Here is a 16,395-nt window from a genome sequence, read left to right on the forward strand (position 1 = left end):
CGCAGCTCCGGCCGCCGCGCCGTCCGCGGTCACGCAGGCCGCCGCGCCCGTTGCGCCGGCGCAGGCGCTGCACTCCTCCGAGAAGCTTCGCTGGGGATCCCAGGGAGCCTCGGTCGAGCAGCTCCAGTCCGCACTGAACGATGAGGGAGCCTCACTCGCCGTCGACGGGAAGTTCGGCCCGCGTACCCATGGCGCGGTGAAGGACTACCAGCAGGCCAACGACCTGCAGGTCGATGGCGTGGTGGGCCCCGAGACGCGCGGCTCCCTGAACGGTTCGGCTCCCAGTGTCGGCGGTGGTGGTGCGTCAGTTCCTGCGCCCGCATCCTCCTCGAGCAGCACCGGGCAGGCGATCGTCGACGCCACACGGACCCAGATGGGCGCCGCCTACTCCTGGGGCTCGAGCAACCCGGGCGTGAGCTTCGACTGCTCCGGCCTGACCCAGTACGCCTACAAGCAGGTCGGCATCGACCTTCCGCGCACCTCCGGCCAGCAGGTCGACGCCGGCACCCAGATCTCCAAGTCCGAGGCCCAGCCCGGCGACCTCGTCGTGTGGCCCGGCCACATGGGCATCTTCGCCGGCGGCGACAAGGTCGTCGATGCAGGACGCTCTCCCGGCGCTGTCACCGAGCGCACCATCTGGGGCAACCCCACCTTCGTCTCCTTCCGCTGAGCCCAGCGACTACCCGCGGCGCGCACCCCACCCCCGAGTGGGATGCGCGCCGCTTTGTCGCGCTCCCCTGCGGCCAGGGGACGTGCGGATCGGTGCAGGCTACGTGTGCAGGGTGCGCTCGGATTCGCCTCGATGCACGGACGGGCTCTCCAGTTGGATCGTGGCGTGCTCGAACGCTATCGGGAAGTGCGTCCTGACGCAGACATGGACCTCTTCGAGGATCCGCAGTGCATGGGCCGATTCGAAGCACTCCTCCCCGACGACGACGTGCGCAGAGAAGATCGGCAGATTGCTCCCGATCGCAGAGGCGTGCAGGTCGTGGACGTCCTGGACGTGGTCGAGCGCGAGGATGTGCTCACGCACCTGATCGAGATCCACACCCTTCGGGGTGAACTCCATGAGGATCCGCAGCGTCTCGGCCATGATGCGGAACGCCCGAGGCACGATCAACGCGGCGATGAACAAACCGGCCAGCGCATCAGCCTGCTGGAACCCGGTCACCTGGATCACGATCGCGGCAGTGATCACGCCGAGCGAACCGAGAGCGTCATTGAGGACCTCGAGGAACGCGGCACGCATGTTCAGGCTCGAATCCTTGCCTCCGGCCAGGATGAGGATCGCGGCGATGTTCGCGACCAGCCCGATCGCACCGAAGATGAGCAGCTCACCCGAGGGAACGTCCGGGGGGTCCGTCAGTCGCGAAATGCCCTCGACGGCGGTGTAGGTGCCGACCACGATCAGGAGCGTGGCCTGGGCCAAGGCTGCCAGTACCTCGATGCGAGCGAACCCCCAGGTCCGGCTGCTGCTGGCCGGGCGCAGCATCATGGTCGCCGCGATCAGCGCGACCAGCAGTCCGGAGGCGTCGACGAGGGCGTGCGCCGTGTCCGTGAGCAGAGCAAGACTGCCGGTGACGACGCTCCCGACTGCTTGTGCGAGCACGATGACGAAGGTGATCGCGAAGGCGATGGCGAGTCGCGTCCGGGCCGTGCTCGATCCGCTACCGCCGTGCGAATGGTCGTGTCCAGAGTTCATCAGAGGTCCCCGTCCTCGAGGTTCTCGTGATCGCGGTGGTTCTTCAGGGACAGGGTGGTCCCGGAGGTGTCGAGCAGGTCGTCCGCCACCTCGAGCAGGTCGCTCAGTCGGGGCAGATCGGCGAGGGCGAACCAGGATGCGCGGCCTTCGGTGCGCGCGGTGACCAGGCCGCAGTCGCGCAGGCACGAGAGATGCTTGCTGACGGTCGACTGGGCAAGGTGCATGTGTTCGACAAGGTCGCGAACTCGGTGCTCACCGGTCGAGAGGTGTTGGAGGAGAGCCAAGCGTGTGGGTTCGGCGAGGGCATGGAAGAGCACGGCATGGCTGTCTGCCACCTCGAACTGAGGCTCGGCCGGGATCGTATCAATCGTCATATGGCGATGATATCGCTCTTTGGGGTTCTGTGGAGGGGTGGGGCGGGACGAGTCGATCCTGGGTGATGAGCGAAGGGGTCGCTCGTGGCACGTCGCTACACTCGATGTGCGCCGGTCACGGGGACAAACAGGCCCGCACGAGGGGTCACCTGAGGAGGAGACGTTCATGACGGTGGATACGACGGTTGCGCGCGGAACCAGCGGGGTGGCGGTGCGGATCATGCTGGCCAGCCTGATCGGGCTGCTCGCCGCCGTACTGATGCCACTGGCGGCGCCCGCGCTGTTGCCCGCAGCGTCGGCACACGACACTCTGATCTCGTCGAGCCCGGCAACGGGCGAGAGCTTCGAGCAGGCTCCCGAGGCGCTCGAGCTCACCTACAGCGACGAGGTTCTCAACCTCTCTCCGGCCGTACGACTGACCACCTCCGCCGGCGAGGAGATCTTCACCGAGACGCCCACCGTGTCCGGCAACACGGCCACGATCGACCTGCCGCCGCTGCCCGCCGATGACTATCAGGTCTTGTGGCGTGTCGTCTCCTCGGACGGTCATCCGATCGAGGGCACAGTCGACTTCACGGTCACAGTCGGCGCCGAGGCCACGGCCACAGCAGACTCCGGATCGGAGGAGCAGAAGGAGAGCGAGGAGCTGACCGCCGGGACGGACGAACCGAGCACGGAAGCCACCGCTGCCGAGAAGACGGAGGCTCCGCAGAGCGAGGGCGGCCTGCCCCTCGGTATGATCCTCGGCGGCCTCGCCCTGCTCCTGCTGCTCGCCGCCATCGGCGCGATCATCATCCGCATGCGCCGCAGTTCCGGTGACGACACCGACTGACCATCACGAACCCGATCAAGACAACGTGTTACGGCACGCCGGGGCGGGCAACAGAACCGGCTCAGTGCCGCGCTGAGGCGGAACGACCTACGGAGAGTCCTTCGCTGCTCCGTCGCGATCGCGAGATGAACGCCCCGTGCAGGACTGCCAGCGTCAGAACCAGCGCAAGCAGGATCCAGCCACCAAGCCTTTGATCCCCGAGCGCATCGGCGCCCCAGGTCCGCCCCATGACTGCGAACCACTCGGGCTCCACGACCGGGAGCGCCAGCACCAGCAGAAGCGCCAGCCCAGCAAGAAAGCCGGCCCCCACAACCAGGGCCACCCAGCGCTCCCGCCCAGCAACCATGCCACCACCCAGCCCCCTGCCCTGGAACGGCAGCGCCACAGCAGCACCGGCCACCACAGCGGCAGTAAGCACGACCAGTCGGCCGGGCGCGGTATGCAACCCCGCGCCGAGCGCCGGGGTCAGGTAGATCGCTGCAAATCCCGCCGCGCCGAGCAGCGCCAACACCGCCGGGTGAGCGAGCCACCGACCCGCACGGGAGCGAGGCACAGTGTCTGGGCGTTCTCATCTGGGGTGGGGCGAGCCACCGACCCGCACGGGAGCGAGGCTTCCAGTCGACGAGCTCGCGCAGTCCCGCCGAACCGTCCGACCGAGGAGCGATCCGATCCCGCACGAGATCACCGAAACGCCCGGCAAACAGTAGAGGCACTGCCACCAGAGCAAGCAGCGCGTGCTGGCTCAGGTGCACGGAGAACTGCACCGGCGCGTACACGCCCGGTGCCCCGTTCGTCACCCAAAAGATGACCACGCATCCCGCTACCCACGCCGAAGTCCTGGCCACGGGCCAGCGTCGCCCGCCAGTGCCCGTCAACGGGCGGCGCAGGTGCACCCAGAGGTAGATGACCGCGAGACCGAGGGCGAGTGCCATTCCGGCGACGTCCACACGCCAGGTCGTCAGCAGCGTCGCCAGCTCAGGCGGAGCAGGCAGTGGATAGTCGGTCAGCGCCTCAGCCGTCGAGGTGACCGGCTCAGGCTCGTCCGGCACCGGAGGCGCCGTGTTCGACAGTGCGGCAGCGAGTCCGGTCGCCGCCGCGATCAGGAAGACTTCCCCCGCGGCGAGCCACAGGAAGTCTCTCCGGCGATCCGAGTCCCGCAGCCGGCCCAGTACCCGTCGGCGCTGCCACCAGCCAGCGCCACCCAGCAGCACCAGCAGCACCGTCTTCAGCACGAGCATCCACCCGTACGCGGTGGTCACAAGGTCCAGAGGCGCGGAGAGCCGGACCAGGGCAGAGGCGATACCGCTGGCGGCCAACGCCCCATAACAAGCAAGCGCCAGGACGCTGAACCGTTCGGCGACATCCCTCAGTCGTGCTCCGAGCCGGCCCGCAACCAGCACGAGCAGCGCGAGCCCACCCAGCCACACTCCGGCAGCCACGAGGTGCACGATCATCGCGCTCGTGGCCGCCTCATGGGGGGTCTGCCCCGAGGCGTGGCCCGTCATCGACTTCGTCACCAACGCCGCGAACACCAGACTCAGCGAGATCAGCAGCCCCGTACGGGACCTCACGACGATCAGCATGGTCGAGGCAGCGGCGACGAACACCGCCCCGGCAAGCTGGTATTGACCGAGCTCAAGCCGTGTGATGTACATCAGGAGATCGGAGCCGAACCGCGGGGAGAAGGGTGCCTGGCCAGCCGCCAAGGCATAGCCGAGGACCATCCGGACGACCAGCAGCATCGACCACACCATTGCCAGGCCCATACCGATATCGAGCGTCCGCTCGTACGCCGGATGGAATCGAGAGACAGCAGCGTGATCCTGACCAGCCTCCGACGCGGACGGTTCCGCACGGCGGGGCAACACGACGAGCGCCAGCACGAGGCACGCCACGGTAGCGGCACCGAACAGATCACCAAGGACATCGACGATCGGCAATCCCCACCGCACCACCGGGCCCGCATCGATCAGCTCCATCGAGACCGGTGCTCCCGCCATAGCGGCCGCGATCACCGTCCACAGCAGAGCCCACGGCACCGCAGCACCTACGACGAGAATCCTGGTGCGCGTCGAGGTCACCAGGTCACCCCGCAGCGCGTCTCGGCGCCCGCTGCGCGTACCGGCGAGACGACCGTCTCTGCGGTCGTTGCGTTCGCCGCATGGGCAAGCCCCCGGGGCGTACCGATCATCCTCATGCTGTCCTGTCTCCCGTTCACCGTTGCGCCAGCTACTCCACTAGCCCCGGTCAGGCTAGCCATCGACCAGCGCGCCCTGGAACTCAGACGAACTCACCATGAGCAAGCCCTCCCCGTGGAACGGTAGGAGCTCGTCGGAGCTCAGATCCGGCCCACGCTCACCCGACGCCGACGTGACGAAGCGTCCCGAGTCCAGGATCCGAGACTGATCTGCCGAGCCCGGGACCTGAGTTCGCTTTGGCCGAGTCAGAGGCCGAAGGCGCCGCCGCTGACGAGGATCACGATGCCGAGACCGATGAGCACGACGGGGAAGAGGATGTGCTCCCAGCGTTCGAGGACTTCGGCGATCGGTGGGCGGGTGGCGACGAACTTGGCAAGCACCACTAGGACCGCGACGAGTGCGAGGAAGACGATGCAGTAGGCGACCACTGCGAGGGGCTCCACGCTCAGGAAGACGGGGGTGTACACGCCGATGTTGTCGCCGCCGTTGGCGAAGGTGACGCCCGCGACCGTCCACACGCCGACCTTCTTACCGGCAATCTTGGCGTCGTCGTCGTCATCGTCTCCGCGCCAGGCCTGCCACGCCGCCCAGAGACCGAGGCCCAGAGGGATGAGACCGAAGTACGGGATGGCTGCCGAGGGCAGGAAGGCTCCGGCGCCGAGGGTCACCAGGACAGCGGCACCGAGGATGCCGACGAACCCGAGGTACTGCCCGGCCAGAATGCGGGCGGTAGTGCCACGCTGGCCCACGCCTCGGGCAAAAAAGAGGGAGAGCACGATGACGTCGTCGATGTTGGTCGCCACGAACAGGCCCATCGCCTGCAGGACCGAGGCGAGCATCATGCGCCCTCCCCTGCTACGTCGCATCCGGGAACAGTGCAGGCGGGATCGATGCAGGGGGCGTCTTCGTCCACCGCGAGGGTGGCGTCGACCAGCGCGGTCAGGGCCTGCGCCAGGTGGGAATCGGCGATCTCATACCGTGTCCGACGACCCTCGGGCTCGGCGACCACGATCCCGCAATCGCGTAGGCATGCGAGGTGGTTGGACACGTTGGAACGTGTCAGCTCCAGATCTCGGGCCAGCTCCGCCGGATACGCGGACCCATCGAGCAGAGCCAGGATAATCCGGGACCTGGTCGGGTCGGCCAGCGCGCGACCCAACCGGTTCATCACATCGAGACGAGAAGCTATAGTCAGCATGCACTGAACTGTATACCGAAAACTGAACAGTGTGTCGACGGCGGCGAGGCGATCCCTCACCCGCTCCCTGCCAAAGAAAACCCTGAATCGGCCCGGGTTTGATGCCGCTGCTGTTTGAGTCCGGAAGGATGGACAGCATGCCGAAGAAGATCGATCCCCAGCTGCGCGCGAGGTGCGTGCGGTTCGTCAGGGAGCACCTCCAGGAGTACCCCACCTTGACCGCCGCAGTCACCGCGGTGGCTCGCCAGGAAGGTGTCTCGCGCGAGTCCGTGCGGCGCTGGCTCGCGCAGGCCGAGGTCGACGACGGGACCCGCCCCGGCATCACGACCGAGGAGTCTGCCGAGGTCAAGCGCCTGAAGGCCGAGAACAAGCGGCTGCGGGAGGACAATGAGATCCTGCGCCGCGCCTCGATTTTCTTTGCGGGGGAGCTCGACCCCCGCAACCGCTGATCTGCGCGTTCATCGACGATATGAGAGCCGAGGGCTATGCAGTCGAGCCGATCCTCCGCGTCCTGCGTCAGCAGGGCCTGACGATCGCTGCACGCACCTACCGGGCCTGGAAGAATCCGGCCAGCATCGCGGCCCGCACCGTCACAGACGCCCTGGTCGAGGACAAGATCCGCGACCTCGCCCGGACCATCAACCCCGCCACCGGGCAGGTCCAGATGACGCCCGAGGGACTCTACGGACGTAGGAAGTGGGTCGCGCTGCTCCGCCGCCAGGAAGGCCTGGCCGGCACCTCCCGCGGGGCGGTGGACCGGGCGATGCGGACCCTCGGTCTTGAGGGCATCCGGCGGGTGAAGAAGGTCCGCACCACGATCCCCGGCCCGGACGGGAAACGGGCCGGTGACCTGCTGAATCGCGATTTCACCGCCCCTGCTCCGAACCGGGTCTGGGTCACCGACTTCACCTACGTCCGCACCTGGGCGGGGTTCGTCTACGTCGCGTTCGTCGTGGATGTGTTCGCCCAGCGGATCGTCGGCTGGCACGCCTCCACCTCGAAGCAGGTCGACCTGGTCATGACCCCGCTGCGCATCGCGCTGTGGAACCGCGAGAGGGAAGGAAACCCGGTCTCACCAGGGAACTTGATCCATCACAGCGACGCTGGGACTCAGTACACCGCCATTCGACTGACCGAGCATCTCGCCCTCGAGGGCATCGCCCCGTCGATCGGGACCGTCGGCGACGCCTTGGACAACGCGCTGATGGAGACGATCAACGGGCTCTACAAGACCGAGTGCATCCGCACCACCGTCTTCCACGCCGGCCCCTACCGGACCCTCGCGGACGTCGAGTTCGCGACCGCCGGCTGGGTCGACTGGTACAACAACCGCCGCCTCCACGGCTCCCTCGGGATGCTCACCCCGATAGAGTTCGAGACGCTGCACAACGAGGCCCTCACCCGAGAACCTGCACCCACAAAGTAGCGGCAGAGAACCTGGGCCGATTCACCTCCCACCCCTCAGGAATCGGGCCGAGCGCGGAGTCGACCATGGGCGCGTGTTCGTGGCCAGGAAAGCGGAACTTCACGAACCACTCACGGTAGATGGCCCGCGCCATCTCCTCCAGCACCTCCACCCGCCGCCGGTTGTTCTCGATCAGGTCGTCGAAGACTCGATTGACTTGGGCGATCACCGATTGCACTGGGAGATCCGGGACGCGGACCGGAAGCGTGTGCAAGTGGTTCCGATTGAGGCCTGGCACAGCGGCCGCCCCGTCGTAACGTGCCAAGTCCAGCGACCGGAGCAACACCGCGACGAACCGGGGATCGTTTCCCTTAAAGTCGCGCACGTAGAGCGACGTGTTCAGCGGCCAAAAGTCCTCCGCTAGGTAGAACACTTGGCCGAGCGTTCCGTATCGGCCAGTCACGACACCGGGCGCTGAGACCTTCGCCTCGTCATGCCGTCCCGTGGGACCAGAGGATGAAACAACCGGAATCCGCCCGTCCTTGCGCGAACCGTTCGGCAGGTCGTAGCCACGCTTTAGCTCACAAACGTCGCCAAGCGTGACGTCTCGCCAGCCGCTCATACGTCGAAGATCCTTTGAACCGCAGCATCGACCTTCGAACGCAGGACATCAGCCTCGTCGCTCAGCATCGTGAACTCCTCGTACAGCGCCGCAAGGTCGCCTATGAAGTCGACTTCACGCTCGTCGACTGCAGCGGTGCCGGTGTAGCGGCCGGGGTTCAGGCTCCAGCCTTGTGCTTCGATCTCCGCCCGGGTGGCGACCTTGCAAAGGCCGGCGACGTCGACGTACGTGCCGTCGGGGAAGTTCTCCGCGAGTAGGGAGTCGCTACCCTCCTTGGTCTCGACGTCCTCGCCGCGGTAGAGCCGCACGACATTCGCCAGGAACTCGATCTGCTGGGCCGTGAAGTCACGGTGCGCGCGATCGATCTGGCGGAAGATGTGCCGGGCGTCAACGAAGAGCACCGTGTCCTCGCGTGGCGTGCCCACCTTGGCCTTGTCGAGGAACCACAGCGTCACCGGCAGGGTGACGGTGTAGAAGAAGTTGGAACTGATCGCGACCATCACGTCGACGGTGCCGGACTCGATCAGCTGCTTGCGGATGTCCTTCTCTGTGTGGCCCGCGTCGCCGGCGGAGTTAGCCATGACGAAGCCGGCACGGCCCTTCGGGGACAGCGCAGCGTAGAACTGCTGGATCCACAGGAAGTTGCCGTTGTCGGCCCGGGGCAGGCCGAACGGGAACCGCCTGTCACCGGCGAGCTGGTCCTTCTTGATCTTGTCGACGTTGAAGGGCGGGTTGGCCATCACGTAGTCGAAGGCACCCACGGCGCTGTGCGGGTCCTCGTAGTAGCTGTTGGCCTGCCGGATATCCCCGGACAGCCCGTGCAGCGCCAGGTTCATCTTGGCCAGCGGCACAGTGTCGTCGGTCTTCTCCGCGCCGAAGACCGAGAGCTTGCGGCTGGCCGACTCATTGTGGCGCTCGACGAACTTCGCACACTGGACGAACATGCCCCCCCGAGCCGCAGGCGGGGTCGAACACGCGCCCGTGGAAGGGCTCGAGGATCTCAACGATGAGCCGGACGATGGAGTACGGGGTGAAGTACTCGCCACCGCCCCTCCCTTCCTGCGCGGCGAAGTTGGACAGGAAGTCCTCGTAGATAAATCCGAAGGCATCGCCCTCGAGCTGGGTGGGGAGCGGTGCGAAGAGTCGAAGCAGCTCGATCAGGGTCGAACGCTCGAGCTTTTGGTAGCCCCGCGGCAGGACATCCTTGAGCTCCGGGTTGGCGGCCTCGATGGCCTTGATCGCCTCGTCGGTGGCCTTGCCGACATCTTCACCTTCGGGCAGGTCTACTAAGCTGGACAGCCGCGACTCGTCGGGGACATAAAGCACCGACCTGGCCTTGTAGTCGGCGACCGTCGTTGGGTTCCGAGCACTGGCCCTCGCCTCAATCTCCGCTCGGACAGCCTCAAAGCGGCTCTCTGCGTACGCGAGGAAGACGAGCCCCAGGACGGGGTCGCGATACTGGACCGGGGTGAGCTTGGAGTTGGCGCGTAGTTCGTCGGCAGCAGCCCATAGAGTCGCTCGAACTTTGGCGAGATCGACTGTCTTCACTTCTTGCCACCAGAGGTTAATCCGCTACGGAACTCCACGACGTCGCCGTCAGCCATGACGTAGTCCTTGCCTTCCATACGGACCTTGCCGGCAGCTTTCGCCTCGTTCATGGATCCCAGTTCATCGAGGTCCTCAAAGGACACGATCTCAGCCTTGATGAAGCCCTTCTGGAAGTCGGTGTGGATGACACCTGCCGCCTCGGGAGCGGTCCAGCCCTTGCGGATAGTCCACGCACGAGCCTCCTTCGGCCCGGCAGTCAGGTACGTCTGCAGACCGAGAGTGTCGAAGCCAACGCGAGCCAGCTTGTCCAGACCAGGCTCGTCCTGACCGGTGGATTCAAGCATTTCGGCAGCTTCTTCAAGATCAAGCTCAATGAGTTCGGCTTCGAACTTCGCATCGAGGAAAATCGCCTCAGCCGGGGCCACGAGTTCACGCAGCTGCTTCTGCATGTCCTCATCAGCCAGGCCCTCTTCATCAGTGTTGAACACATAGATGAAGGGCTTAGCCGTCATGAGCTGCAGCTCACTCAGCAGCGAAACATCAATCCCGGCCTCCTCTGCTCCCTGGAACAGAGTGGTGCCGTCCTCAAGAAGAGCCGCGGCCTCGTCCATGGCCTCGAGCACCGCTCCGTCAATGAGCTTGCGCTTGACGTCCTTTTCGATGCGCGGACGGGCGTTCTCCAGCGTCTGCAGGTCAGCCAGAATCAGCTCAGTCGAAATCGTGTCGAGGTCACCGGCCGGGGTCTCTGAGCCTTCAACCCGGGTGACATCCGGGTCGGAGAAGGCGCGGGTCACCTGGCAGATGGCATCGGCTTCGCGAATATTGGCCAGAAACTTATTCCCCAGTCCCTCACCTTCCGAGGCGCCCTTGACGATGCCCGCAATGTCCACGAAGCTCACGGTCGCCGGCAGGATCTTCTCGGAACCGAAGATCTCCGACAGGCGGTTCAGCCGCGGGTCGGGCAGCGGAACAACACCCACGTTCGGGTCAATCGTTGCGAACGGGTAGTTCGCCGCGAGAACTTCAGCACGGGTCAAAGCGTTAAACAGGGTCGACTTGCCCACATTGGGCAGTCCCACAATTCCAATAGTCAAAGCCACGCGGACATTTTAGCCCGCGACCGGCTCACGGTCGCCTCCGGGCGTGCCACGTGAGGAAACTCGGCCGTCCCACCACCATCCGCCCGCACTTTCAGCTTTCTGTGCGGACTTGTTCAGCCGATGTCCTCCTGCACGCCGCATTGCATCCATAAGCTGAGCAGATCAGCTCACTGTGACGAGCTGCGCTCAGACCCGCCGACACCGCACGGAAGGAACCCCGTGGCACCTGCCGAGCACACCGACCCCACTGATCCTCAGCAGCCGAACCGCAAGCCCACCCCCGAAGAATGGGCTCAGGCTTTCCGCACCTCCCAGGGCCGGCCGCCGACGGTCGAGGAGTACCGAGCCGCCCTTGACCGCGGCGAGATCCACAACGATCAGCACCAGTCCTTCGAGCAGTTCGGCGAGCAGCTCAGCTCCGGCTTCCGCAACTTCAGCGCCAGCGCGAAAGACGCCTACACCACCCACGTCGCACCAACGGTTGAACGCTCCAGCGCAGAAGCACAGGACTTCCTCAACAAGCACGGCGCCCAGGGCAGCGGCAAGATCGGCACCTTTGCACGCTGGGCGACCTTTGGTCTGCCAGCCGCAGCACTCCTTGCGATCATCAGCATGTTTTTGCCGTTCGTCATGATCGGCATACTGGGCGACCACGGCACCCTGGACTTCTTTTCGTTCTCGGTCATGGTGTCCGGTCGAGCCTTCGCCGGCATCCTCATCATGCTGCTGAGCCTGGGCACAATCGGAACCTCCATCGCTGCGATCATCACGAAGAAGCCCATCCTCAAAGTGATCACCGGCGGTGCGGGTGCGCTGGCGGGCCTGCTGGGCTTCTTCAACGTTTTGGCCCGACTTCCCTATGTCTTCTCCGGCATGTTCCCGCACGTGGGTCTTGGCCTCTTGGTCCTGATGTCGCTGGTTTTGATTGCCGGGGGCGGTCTGCTCGTGGTTGAGTTCTTCACCCAGCGCGGCAGCAAGCCGCCTGCTGCTGGGCAGCGGCCTACGGGCCCCGCTGACGAGGTGCCGCCACAGTCACCCCACTCCCCCGCCTGACCGCGGTCTCCCTTGGCCCGACGGGCTTGCCCAGATCAGCTGACGGGATAACCCTCCGTAGGGCCCTGCCAAGCCGGCTGCCAACCGAGTTCAGGCGCAACGTGTGTGGCGAAAGCTTCCAAAATATGTAGGTTGTAATCAATACCAAGCTGGCTGGGAATGGTGAGCATGACGCTGTCAGCGTCCATGAGCACGGTGTCCTGCTTGAGCTGTTCGACCAGCTGGTCTGGCTCCGCCGCGTAGGTCTTGCCGAACGTAGAGCGAAAACCGTCAATGACGCCGGTCTGGTCGTTCGCACCCTGGCCGCGAGCGCCGAAATACATGGCATCGAGTTCGTTGACGATCGGGAAAATGCTGCGTGAAACAGACACGCGCGGCGTCCAATCATGGCCGGCTTCTTTCCATGCATCGCGAAACAGTGCGATCTGCTCCGACTGCAGCTGTGCGAAAGAATCACCCGTGGCCTCGGTCAGGAGGGTCGAGGACATGAGGTTGACGCCCTGCTGCGCGGCCCACACTGCTGTTTCGCGGCTGCCGGCACCCCACCAGATGCGGCGGTCAAGCCCTGGTGAGTGCGGTTCAATGCGCAGACGCCCGTGTTCATCAGCTGGTGAGGGCGGGAAGCCGGATTGCTGCCTGGCAAGTTCGACCATGCCTTCACCGCGGATCGCCGCCATGAAATGTGGGAACTTTTCGCGCGCGATATCGGCTCCGCGCGGGTCGGTGGAGCCCGTGTAGCCAAAGGCCTCCCAGCCGCGCTCAGCCGGTTCTGGTGAGCCGCGCGAGATTCCCAGTGCCACCCGTCCATCGGACAAGAGGTCGAGCGCGGCGGCTTCCTCCGCCAGGTACAACGGGTTTTCGTAGCGCATGTCGGGCTTGTGGCGTTGGTGCGACCGGCTCTGCCGTTTACAGGTACCGGCAGACCTGGTCCGCGCTGCACGAGTCGGGGTCGGGCTGCGCGGCGTCGCGTCTGAGCTCGGTGATGGTGTCGCGCAGCGCGGCGAGCTGGGCGATCTGCTGCTCGATCTCGGCGAGGCGTGCGTCGAGGAGGTCGCGCACGTGCTCGCAGGGAGCAGCGCCGTCGTCGCGGATGTCGAGGATCTGGCGGATCTGGGCGAGGGTGAGGCCCGCGGCCTGGCCGCGGTGGACGAAGTCGATCCGGGCGGCCGTCTCGGGCGCGTAGTCGCGGTATCCGGACGGCGTGCGCTCGGCCGGCGGCAGCAGGCCCTGCTCCTCGTAGAACCGCAGCGTCTTCGCCGTCGTTCCCGCCCGCTCGGCGAGTTCCCCGATGCGCATCGCAGGCCCCCTCTTCTTTCGGCAGAAGTCCTCTTGACCTTCCCCTGCACTGGAAGGTCCAGTATGGCTGAGACAGACCGGAAGACCAAGTGTTGACAGGAGCTGCGATGCCCACGAAGTACGACCTCGCCATCATCGGATCGGGCGGTGGTGCGTTCGCCGCCGCGATCCGCGCGACCACGCTCGGCAAGTCGGTGGTGATGATCGAGCGCGGGACGCTGGGCGGCACCTGCGTGAACACCGGCTGCGTGCCGTCGAAGGCCCTGATCGCCGCGGCCGACGCACGGCACTCCGCGGCCGACGCCGCCGACCGGTTCCCGGGGATCGCGACGACGGCGGGGCCGGTAGACATGCCCGCCCTGATCGCCGGGAAGCAGGCGCTGGTCGAGTCGCTGCGGGGCGAGAAGTACGCCGACGTCGCCGACTCCTACGGGTGGGCCGTCCGCCGCGGCGACGCCGCGTTCGCCGGCACCCCCGACGCTCCGGTCCTCCAGGTTGCCGGGGACGGCGGCAGCACCGAGACGATCGAGGCCGGGCACTTCCTGGTGGCGACCGGCTCTCGGCCGTGGGCCCCGCCGATCGACGGCCTGGACGAGACCGGGTACCTGACCTCGACCACGGCGATGGAGCTGACCGAACTCCCTGAGTCCCTGCTCGTGCTCGGCGGCGGCTACGTCGCCCTGGAGCAGGCGCAGCTGTTCGCCCGGCTCGGCTCCCAGGTCACCGTGCTGGTCCGGTCCCGGCTCGCGTCGAAGGAGGAGCCGGAGGTGTCCAGGACGCTGGAGGAGGTGTTCGCCGACGAGGGCATCCGGGTGGTCCGCCGCGCGCTGCCGACGCGGGTGTCCCGCGACGCCGCGACCGGGCAGGCCGTCGTCACCGCGGACGTCGCCGGGGGGCGGGAGGAGTTCCGCGCCGACCAGGTGCTCGTCGCCCTCGGACGACGACCGGTCACCGACGGGCTCGGCCTCGACAGGGTCGGGGTCGAGACCGGGGACCTCGGCGAGGTGGTCGTCTCCGACCGGATGCAGTCCTCCCACCCGCGGATCTGGGCCGCGGGCGACGTGACCGGCCACCCCGAGTTCGTCTACGTCGCCGCCCACCACGGCACCCTCGTCGCCGAGAACGCGTTCGCCGACGCCGACCGGGCCGTGGACTACGCCCGACTGCCGAGGGTGACGTTCACCGGCCCGGCGATCGGCGCGGTCGGGATGACCGAGAAGGACGTCGTCGCCGCCGGGATCCGCTGCGACTGCCGCGTCCTGCCGCTGCACCACGTGCCCCGCGCACTGGTCAACCGCGACACCCGCGGCTTCGTCAAGATCGTCGTGGACGCCGACACCGGGAAGATTCTCGGCATCACCGCCGTCGCCAAGGACGCCGGCGAGCTCGCCGCCGCCGGGGTCCACGTGCTCGGCAAGACGGTCGCCGAGGTCGCCGACGTCTGGGCCCCCTACCTGACCATGGCCGAGGGCATCCGGATCGCCGCCAAGGCCTTCACCACCGATCCGTCGCTCCTGTCGTGCTGCGCGTGAACGCGCACGCAGACAATCGGGGGGAACGCTCAGCTGGGAGAGGAACAGACGATGAGCGACGATAAGGACCACGACTCGCATCGCGGGGGCGTGCTTGTCGGTGCTGGGACGGGCTTGTTCCTGTTGGCATGCTGCGCGCTTCCGCTGCTGATCTGCTGCGTCCTGCCTCTCCTCGCCGCGGGCGGAGCCCTCGCAGGTATCGGAGGTTTCCTCGGCAACCCTTGGCTCATCGGTGCCGGGATCGCAGTCGGGGTGGCCGTCACAGCGGCGATCGTCCTCCGGCGACTGCGGCGGCACCGACGTCGCTCGACCGGCTGCTGCGGCAATCGTTCGACTACTGACCGGGGTCAGTAGTTCGAGTGGCTCCAGTCATCGTCGCCAGTTCGGCCACGTCGGCATCCCGCGACCCTTCCAGGTCTCCACGAGGCCAGCGACCCAGCGGACGGACGCGAAGAGCCCGTAGCTGGCCCCGGCGAGGCCCACACCGACCACGAGCCAGCGCCCGATTCCGAGCCACACGCTACCGTCCACGTCCAGCGCCCACTGAGCGCCCGTGATGAGCCCGGCGATGCCCATCCAGAGCCCAGCGATGACCACGACCACCGGCAGGAGTGCGAGGCACATCGCGGCGGCGGCCGACCAGAGCTGACGGGCCTCCAGCTTCGCCGTGGCGGCGATGATCCGCTCGGCCCGCTCGTTCGACGCGTCGAGGTTTGCCGTCATCGTCGCCGAGGCCTCCCCGGTGACCTGCTCGACGGCCTTCTCGACCCGCTCCTCGGTGCGCTTCTCGATCCGCTGCACGGCTCCGCCGACCTGGCTCACGAGCTTCTGGTTCGCTGCGGCCTGCGCCTTGAGCCCCTCAACCGCCGAGGCCGTAGCCGCGTGATTCTTCTGCGCCTCCGCGACCAAGCTCCGCGACGCGGCGTTCAAGCTCTCGCCGTTGAGACTCCGCGCGAACTCGCCGAGCGTGCTCGCGATCTCGTTCTGCCTGCTCTCGATACTCGCGATCCTCGCCGCCGTCGAGGCGCAGAATACGAGGATCGCCACGCTGACCGAGCAGCAGAAGAAGCTCGCGGGGTTCGTGAAGGTGGACAGCGAGGAGCAGGAGAAGCAGCTCTCCGCGATCTCGCATCAGCTGACCTCAACGTCGCCGCCGCCGGAGTCGAACGAGAACAGCGAACTACTCGCCGGAATCGCGTCCACTCTCGCGGGTATGAGCGTGAACCTCAACGGGGAGAGTCTGAAGGGCTCAGCCTCTAAGTCCGAGGCTGCCGCCAAGCATCTCGATGAGAGCCGGGCTAAGTTCGAGCGGGCCGCGAACGGTGCGCAGAAGGCCTGGCGGGAGTCGATCACCCAAGCCAGCGCTGAGGCGACGAGTGCGATCAGCACGGCCCGGGATCAGGCTGTGCAGTCGATCGAGAGGGCCGCTGCCGTCGCCGGGGCCGTGGCAACAGCCAAGATTGACGCCGCGAACGAGCCGGCCGAAAAGATCATCGCCACAACGGCGAAGCTGGAGGCCCGTCAGCTCTGGTCGG

At 66.6% G+C, this 16,395-nt stretch carries 19 protein-coding genes and 1 pseudogene; 7 read left to right on the forward strand and 13 right to left on the reverse strand.

What is annotated here, in order from left to right:
• Positions 1–67 precede the first annotated feature (67 nt).
• Positions 68–670 carry a C40 family peptidase gene (locus HMPREF3092_RS10710; RefSeq protein WP_256174455.1) on the forward strand — a complete coding sequence of 201 codons (603 nt, stop codon included), beginning with the start codon at positions 68–70 and terminating at the stop codon, positions 668–670.
• A gap of 99 nt (positions 671–769) precedes the next feature.
• Here the strand turns inward: HMPREF3092_RS10710 and HMPREF3092_RS10715 are convergent, their stop codons facing one another.
• Positions 770–1,702 (reverse strand): cation diffusion facilitator family transporter, encoded by a 933-nt coding sequence (locus HMPREF3092_RS10715; RefSeq protein ID WP_070424873.1) that lies wholly within the window; start codon positions 1,700–1,702, stop codon positions 770–772.
• A complete protein-coding gene (locus tag HMPREF3092_RS10720; protein WP_070424874.1) occupies positions 1,702–2,076 on the reverse strand; it encodes an ArsR/SmtB family transcription factor in 375 nt (124 codons plus the stop codon). The genes HMPREF3092_RS10715 and HMPREF3092_RS10720 overlap by 1 nt, the downstream gene beginning before the upstream one ends.
• A 166-nt stretch (positions 2,077–2,242) precedes the next feature.
• Between HMPREF3092_RS10720 and HMPREF3092_RS10725 the strand changes: the two genes are divergently transcribed.
• On the forward strand, positions 2,243–2,908 hold the full coding sequence (locus HMPREF3092_RS10725; protein WP_083274375.1) for a copper resistance CopC family protein: 666 nt from the start codon (positions 2,243–2,245) through the stop codon (positions 2,906–2,908).
• 61 nt (positions 2,909–2,969) lie between these two features.
• On the opposite strand, the gene HMPREF3092_RS10730 is transcribed toward HMPREF3092_RS10725, so the two are convergent.
• A complete protein-coding gene (locus tag HMPREF3092_RS10730; protein ID WP_370919362.1) occupies positions 2,970–3,416 on the reverse strand; it encodes a cytochrome c oxidase assembly protein in 447 nt (148 codons plus the stop codon).
• Positions 3,417–3,483: 67 nt separating this feature from the next.
• Positions 3,484–4,413, reverse strand: a pseudogene (locus HMPREF3092_RS11615) (copper resistance D family protein); the annotation flags it as partial.
• Here HMPREF3092_RS11615 and HMPREF3092_RS11560 point away from each other — a divergent pair.
• Positions 4,370–4,537, forward strand: a complete 168-nt coding sequence (locus tag HMPREF3092_RS11560) for a hypothetical protein (RefSeq protein WP_256174449.1) — start codon at positions 4,370–4,372, stop codon at positions 4,535–4,537. The pseudogene HMPREF3092_RS11615 and the gene HMPREF3092_RS11560 overlap by 44 nt on opposite strands.
• An 814-nt stretch (positions 4,538–5,351) precedes the next feature.
• On the opposite strand, the gene HMPREF3092_RS10740 is transcribed toward HMPREF3092_RS11560, so the two are convergent.
• Both HMPREF3092_RS10740 and HMPREF3092_RS10745 read right to left on the reverse strand, forming a co-directional pair.
• A complete protein-coding gene (locus HMPREF3092_RS10740; protein WP_070424877.1) occupies positions 5,352–5,948 on the reverse strand; it encodes a cadmium resistance transporter in 597 nt (198 codons plus the stop codon).
• The gene (locus tag HMPREF3092_RS10745; protein ID WP_031306889.1) at positions 5,945–6,304 is read right to left on the reverse strand and encodes a Cd(II)/Pb(II)-sensing metalloregulatory transcriptional regulator CmtR; all 360 of its coding nucleotides are present in this window, start codon (positions 6,302–6,304) and stop codon (positions 5,945–5,947) included. Before HMPREF3092_RS10745 ends, HMPREF3092_RS10740 begins: the two co-directional genes overlap by 4 nt.
• Before the next feature lie 137 nt (positions 6,305–6,441).
• Between HMPREF3092_RS10745 and HMPREF3092_RS10755 the strand changes: the two genes are divergently transcribed.
• A protein-coding gene (locus HMPREF3092_RS10755; protein WP_141738027.1) for an IS3 family transposase occupies positions 6,442–7,730 on the forward strand; the annotation gives its coding sequence in 2 pieces (ribosomal slippage) (positions 6,442–6,715 and positions 6,715–7,730; 1,290 coding nt in all).
• On the opposite strand, the gene HMPREF3092_RS10760 is transcribed toward HMPREF3092_RS10755, so the two are convergent.
• Genes HMPREF3092_RS10760 through ychF form a run of 4 tightly spaced genes read right to left on the reverse strand, consistent with a single transcriptional unit; the run spans position 7,702 to position 10,979 of the window.
• Positions 7,702–8,331 carry a restriction endonuclease subunit S gene (locus HMPREF3092_RS10760; RefSeq protein WP_070424879.1) on the reverse strand — a complete coding sequence of 210 codons (630 nt, stop codon included), beginning with the start codon at positions 8,329–8,331 and terminating at the stop codon, positions 7,702–7,704. The two genes, HMPREF3092_RS10755 and HMPREF3092_RS10760, sit on opposite strands and share 29 nt — an antisense overlap.
• Positions 8,328–9,275 (reverse strand): HsdM family class I SAM-dependent methyltransferase, encoded by a 948-nt coding sequence (locus tag HMPREF3092_RS11115; RefSeq protein ID WP_083274376.1) that lies wholly within the window; start codon positions 9,273–9,275, stop codon positions 8,328–8,330. Before HMPREF3092_RS11115 ends, HMPREF3092_RS10760 begins: the two co-directional genes overlap by 4 nt.
• Entirely contained in the window at positions 9,235–9,879 is a 645-nt protein-coding gene (locus tag HMPREF3092_RS11120; protein ID WP_083274377.1) for a type I restriction-modification system subunit M, read from the reverse strand. Before HMPREF3092_RS11120 ends, HMPREF3092_RS11115 begins: the two co-directional genes overlap by 41 nt.
• Positions 9,876–10,979 carry a redox-regulated ATPase YchF gene (gene ychF / locus HMPREF3092_RS10770; RefSeq protein ID WP_070424880.1) on the reverse strand — a complete coding sequence of 368 codons (1,104 nt, stop codon included), beginning with the start codon at positions 10,977–10,979 and terminating at the stop codon, positions 9,876–9,878. The genes HMPREF3092_RS11120 and ychF overlap by 4 nt, the downstream gene beginning before the upstream one ends.
• Positions 10,980–11,198: 219 nt before the next feature.
• On the opposite strand from ychF, the gene HMPREF3092_RS10775 reads away from it, so the two are divergent.
• Positions 11,199–12,032 carry a hypothetical protein gene (locus HMPREF3092_RS10775; protein ID WP_070424881.1) on the forward strand — a complete coding sequence of 278 codons (834 nt, stop codon included), beginning with the start codon at positions 11,199–11,201 and terminating at the stop codon, positions 12,030–12,032.
• A gap of 35 nt (positions 12,033–12,067) precedes the next feature.
• Here HMPREF3092_RS10775 and HMPREF3092_RS10780 read toward each other — a convergent pair whose 3' ends face one another.
• Together HMPREF3092_RS10780 and HMPREF3092_RS10785 are read right to left on the reverse strand one after the other, a co-directional pair.
• Positions 12,068–12,901 (reverse strand): LLM class flavin-dependent oxidoreductase, encoded by an 834-nt coding sequence (locus HMPREF3092_RS10780; RefSeq protein ID WP_070424882.1) that lies wholly within the window; start codon positions 12,899–12,901, stop codon positions 12,068–12,070.
• 37 nt (positions 12,902–12,938) lie between these two features.
• Positions 12,939–13,328: a heavy metal-responsive transcriptional regulator gene (locus HMPREF3092_RS10785; RefSeq protein ID WP_010079214.1), complete on the reverse strand. Its 390-nt coding sequence runs from the start codon at positions 13,326–13,328 to the stop codon at positions 12,939–12,941.
• Between the two features lie 107 nt (positions 13,329–13,435).
• On the opposite strand from HMPREF3092_RS10785, the gene merA reads away from it, so the two are divergent.
• Entirely contained in the window at positions 13,436–14,860 is a 1,425-nt protein-coding gene (gene merA / locus HMPREF3092_RS10790) for a mercury(II) reductase (protein WP_070424883.1), read from the forward strand.
• A 369-nt stretch (positions 14,861–15,229) separates the two neighbouring features.
• On the opposite strand, the gene HMPREF3092_RS10800 is transcribed toward merA, so the two are convergent.
• A complete protein-coding gene (locus HMPREF3092_RS10800) occupies positions 15,230–15,769 on the reverse strand; it encodes a hypothetical protein (protein ID WP_176745723.1) in 540 nt (179 codons plus the stop codon).
• Between the two features lie 58 nt (positions 15,770–15,827).
• Here HMPREF3092_RS10800 and HMPREF3092_RS10805 point away from each other — a divergent pair.
• On the forward strand, positions 15,828–16,395 hold a 568-nt coding region (locus HMPREF3092_RS10805; RefSeq protein WP_070424885.1), incomplete at its 3' end, for a hypothetical protein.

It is taken from the genome of Brevibacterium sp. HMSC24B04, from assembly GCF_001806835.1.
Lineage (GTDB): Bacteria > Actinomycetota > Actinomycetes > Actinomycetales > Brevibacteriaceae > Brevibacterium > Brevibacterium ravenspurgense.

Coding starts and splice junctions, on each gene's coding strand:
- merA (WP_070424883.1), top strand. CDS start 13,436: ATGCCCACGAAGTACGACCTCGCCATCATCGGATCGGGCGGTGGTGCG.
- HMPREF3092_RS10740 (WP_070424877.1), bottom strand. CDS start 5,948: ATGATGCTCGCCTCGGTCCTGCAGGCGATGGGCCTGTTCGTGGCGACC.
- HMPREF3092_RS10715 (WP_070424873.1), bottom strand. CDS start 1,702: ATGAACTCTGGACACGACCATTCGCACGGCGGTAGCGGATCGAGCACG.
- HMPREF3092_RS11115 (WP_083274376.1), bottom strand. CDS start 9,275: ATGTTCGTCCAGTGTGCGAAGTTCGTCGAGCGCCACAATGAGTCGGCC.
- HMPREF3092_RS10760 (WP_070424879.1), bottom strand. CDS start 8,331: ATGAGCGGCTGGCGAGACGTCACGCTTGGCGACGTTTGTGAGCTAAAG.
- HMPREF3092_RS10780 (WP_070424882.1), bottom strand. CDS start 12,901: ATGCGCTACGAAAACCCGTTGTACCTGGCGGAGGAAGCCGCCGCGCTC.
- HMPREF3092_RS10720 (WP_070424874.1), bottom strand. CDS start 2,076: ATGACGATTGATACGATCCCGGCCGAGCCTCAGTTCGAGGTGGCAGAC.
- HMPREF3092_RS10725 (WP_083274375.1), top strand. CDS start 2,243: ATGACGGTGGATACGACGGTTGCGCGCGGAACCAGCGGGGTGGCGGTG.
- HMPREF3092_RS10745 (WP_031306889.1), bottom strand. CDS start 6,304: ATGCTGACTATAGCTTCTCGTCTCGATGTGATGAACCGGTTGGGTCGC.
- HMPREF3092_RS10785 (WP_010079214.1), bottom strand. CDS start 13,328: ATGCGCATCGGGGAACTCGCCGAGCGGGCGGGAACGACGGCGAAGACG.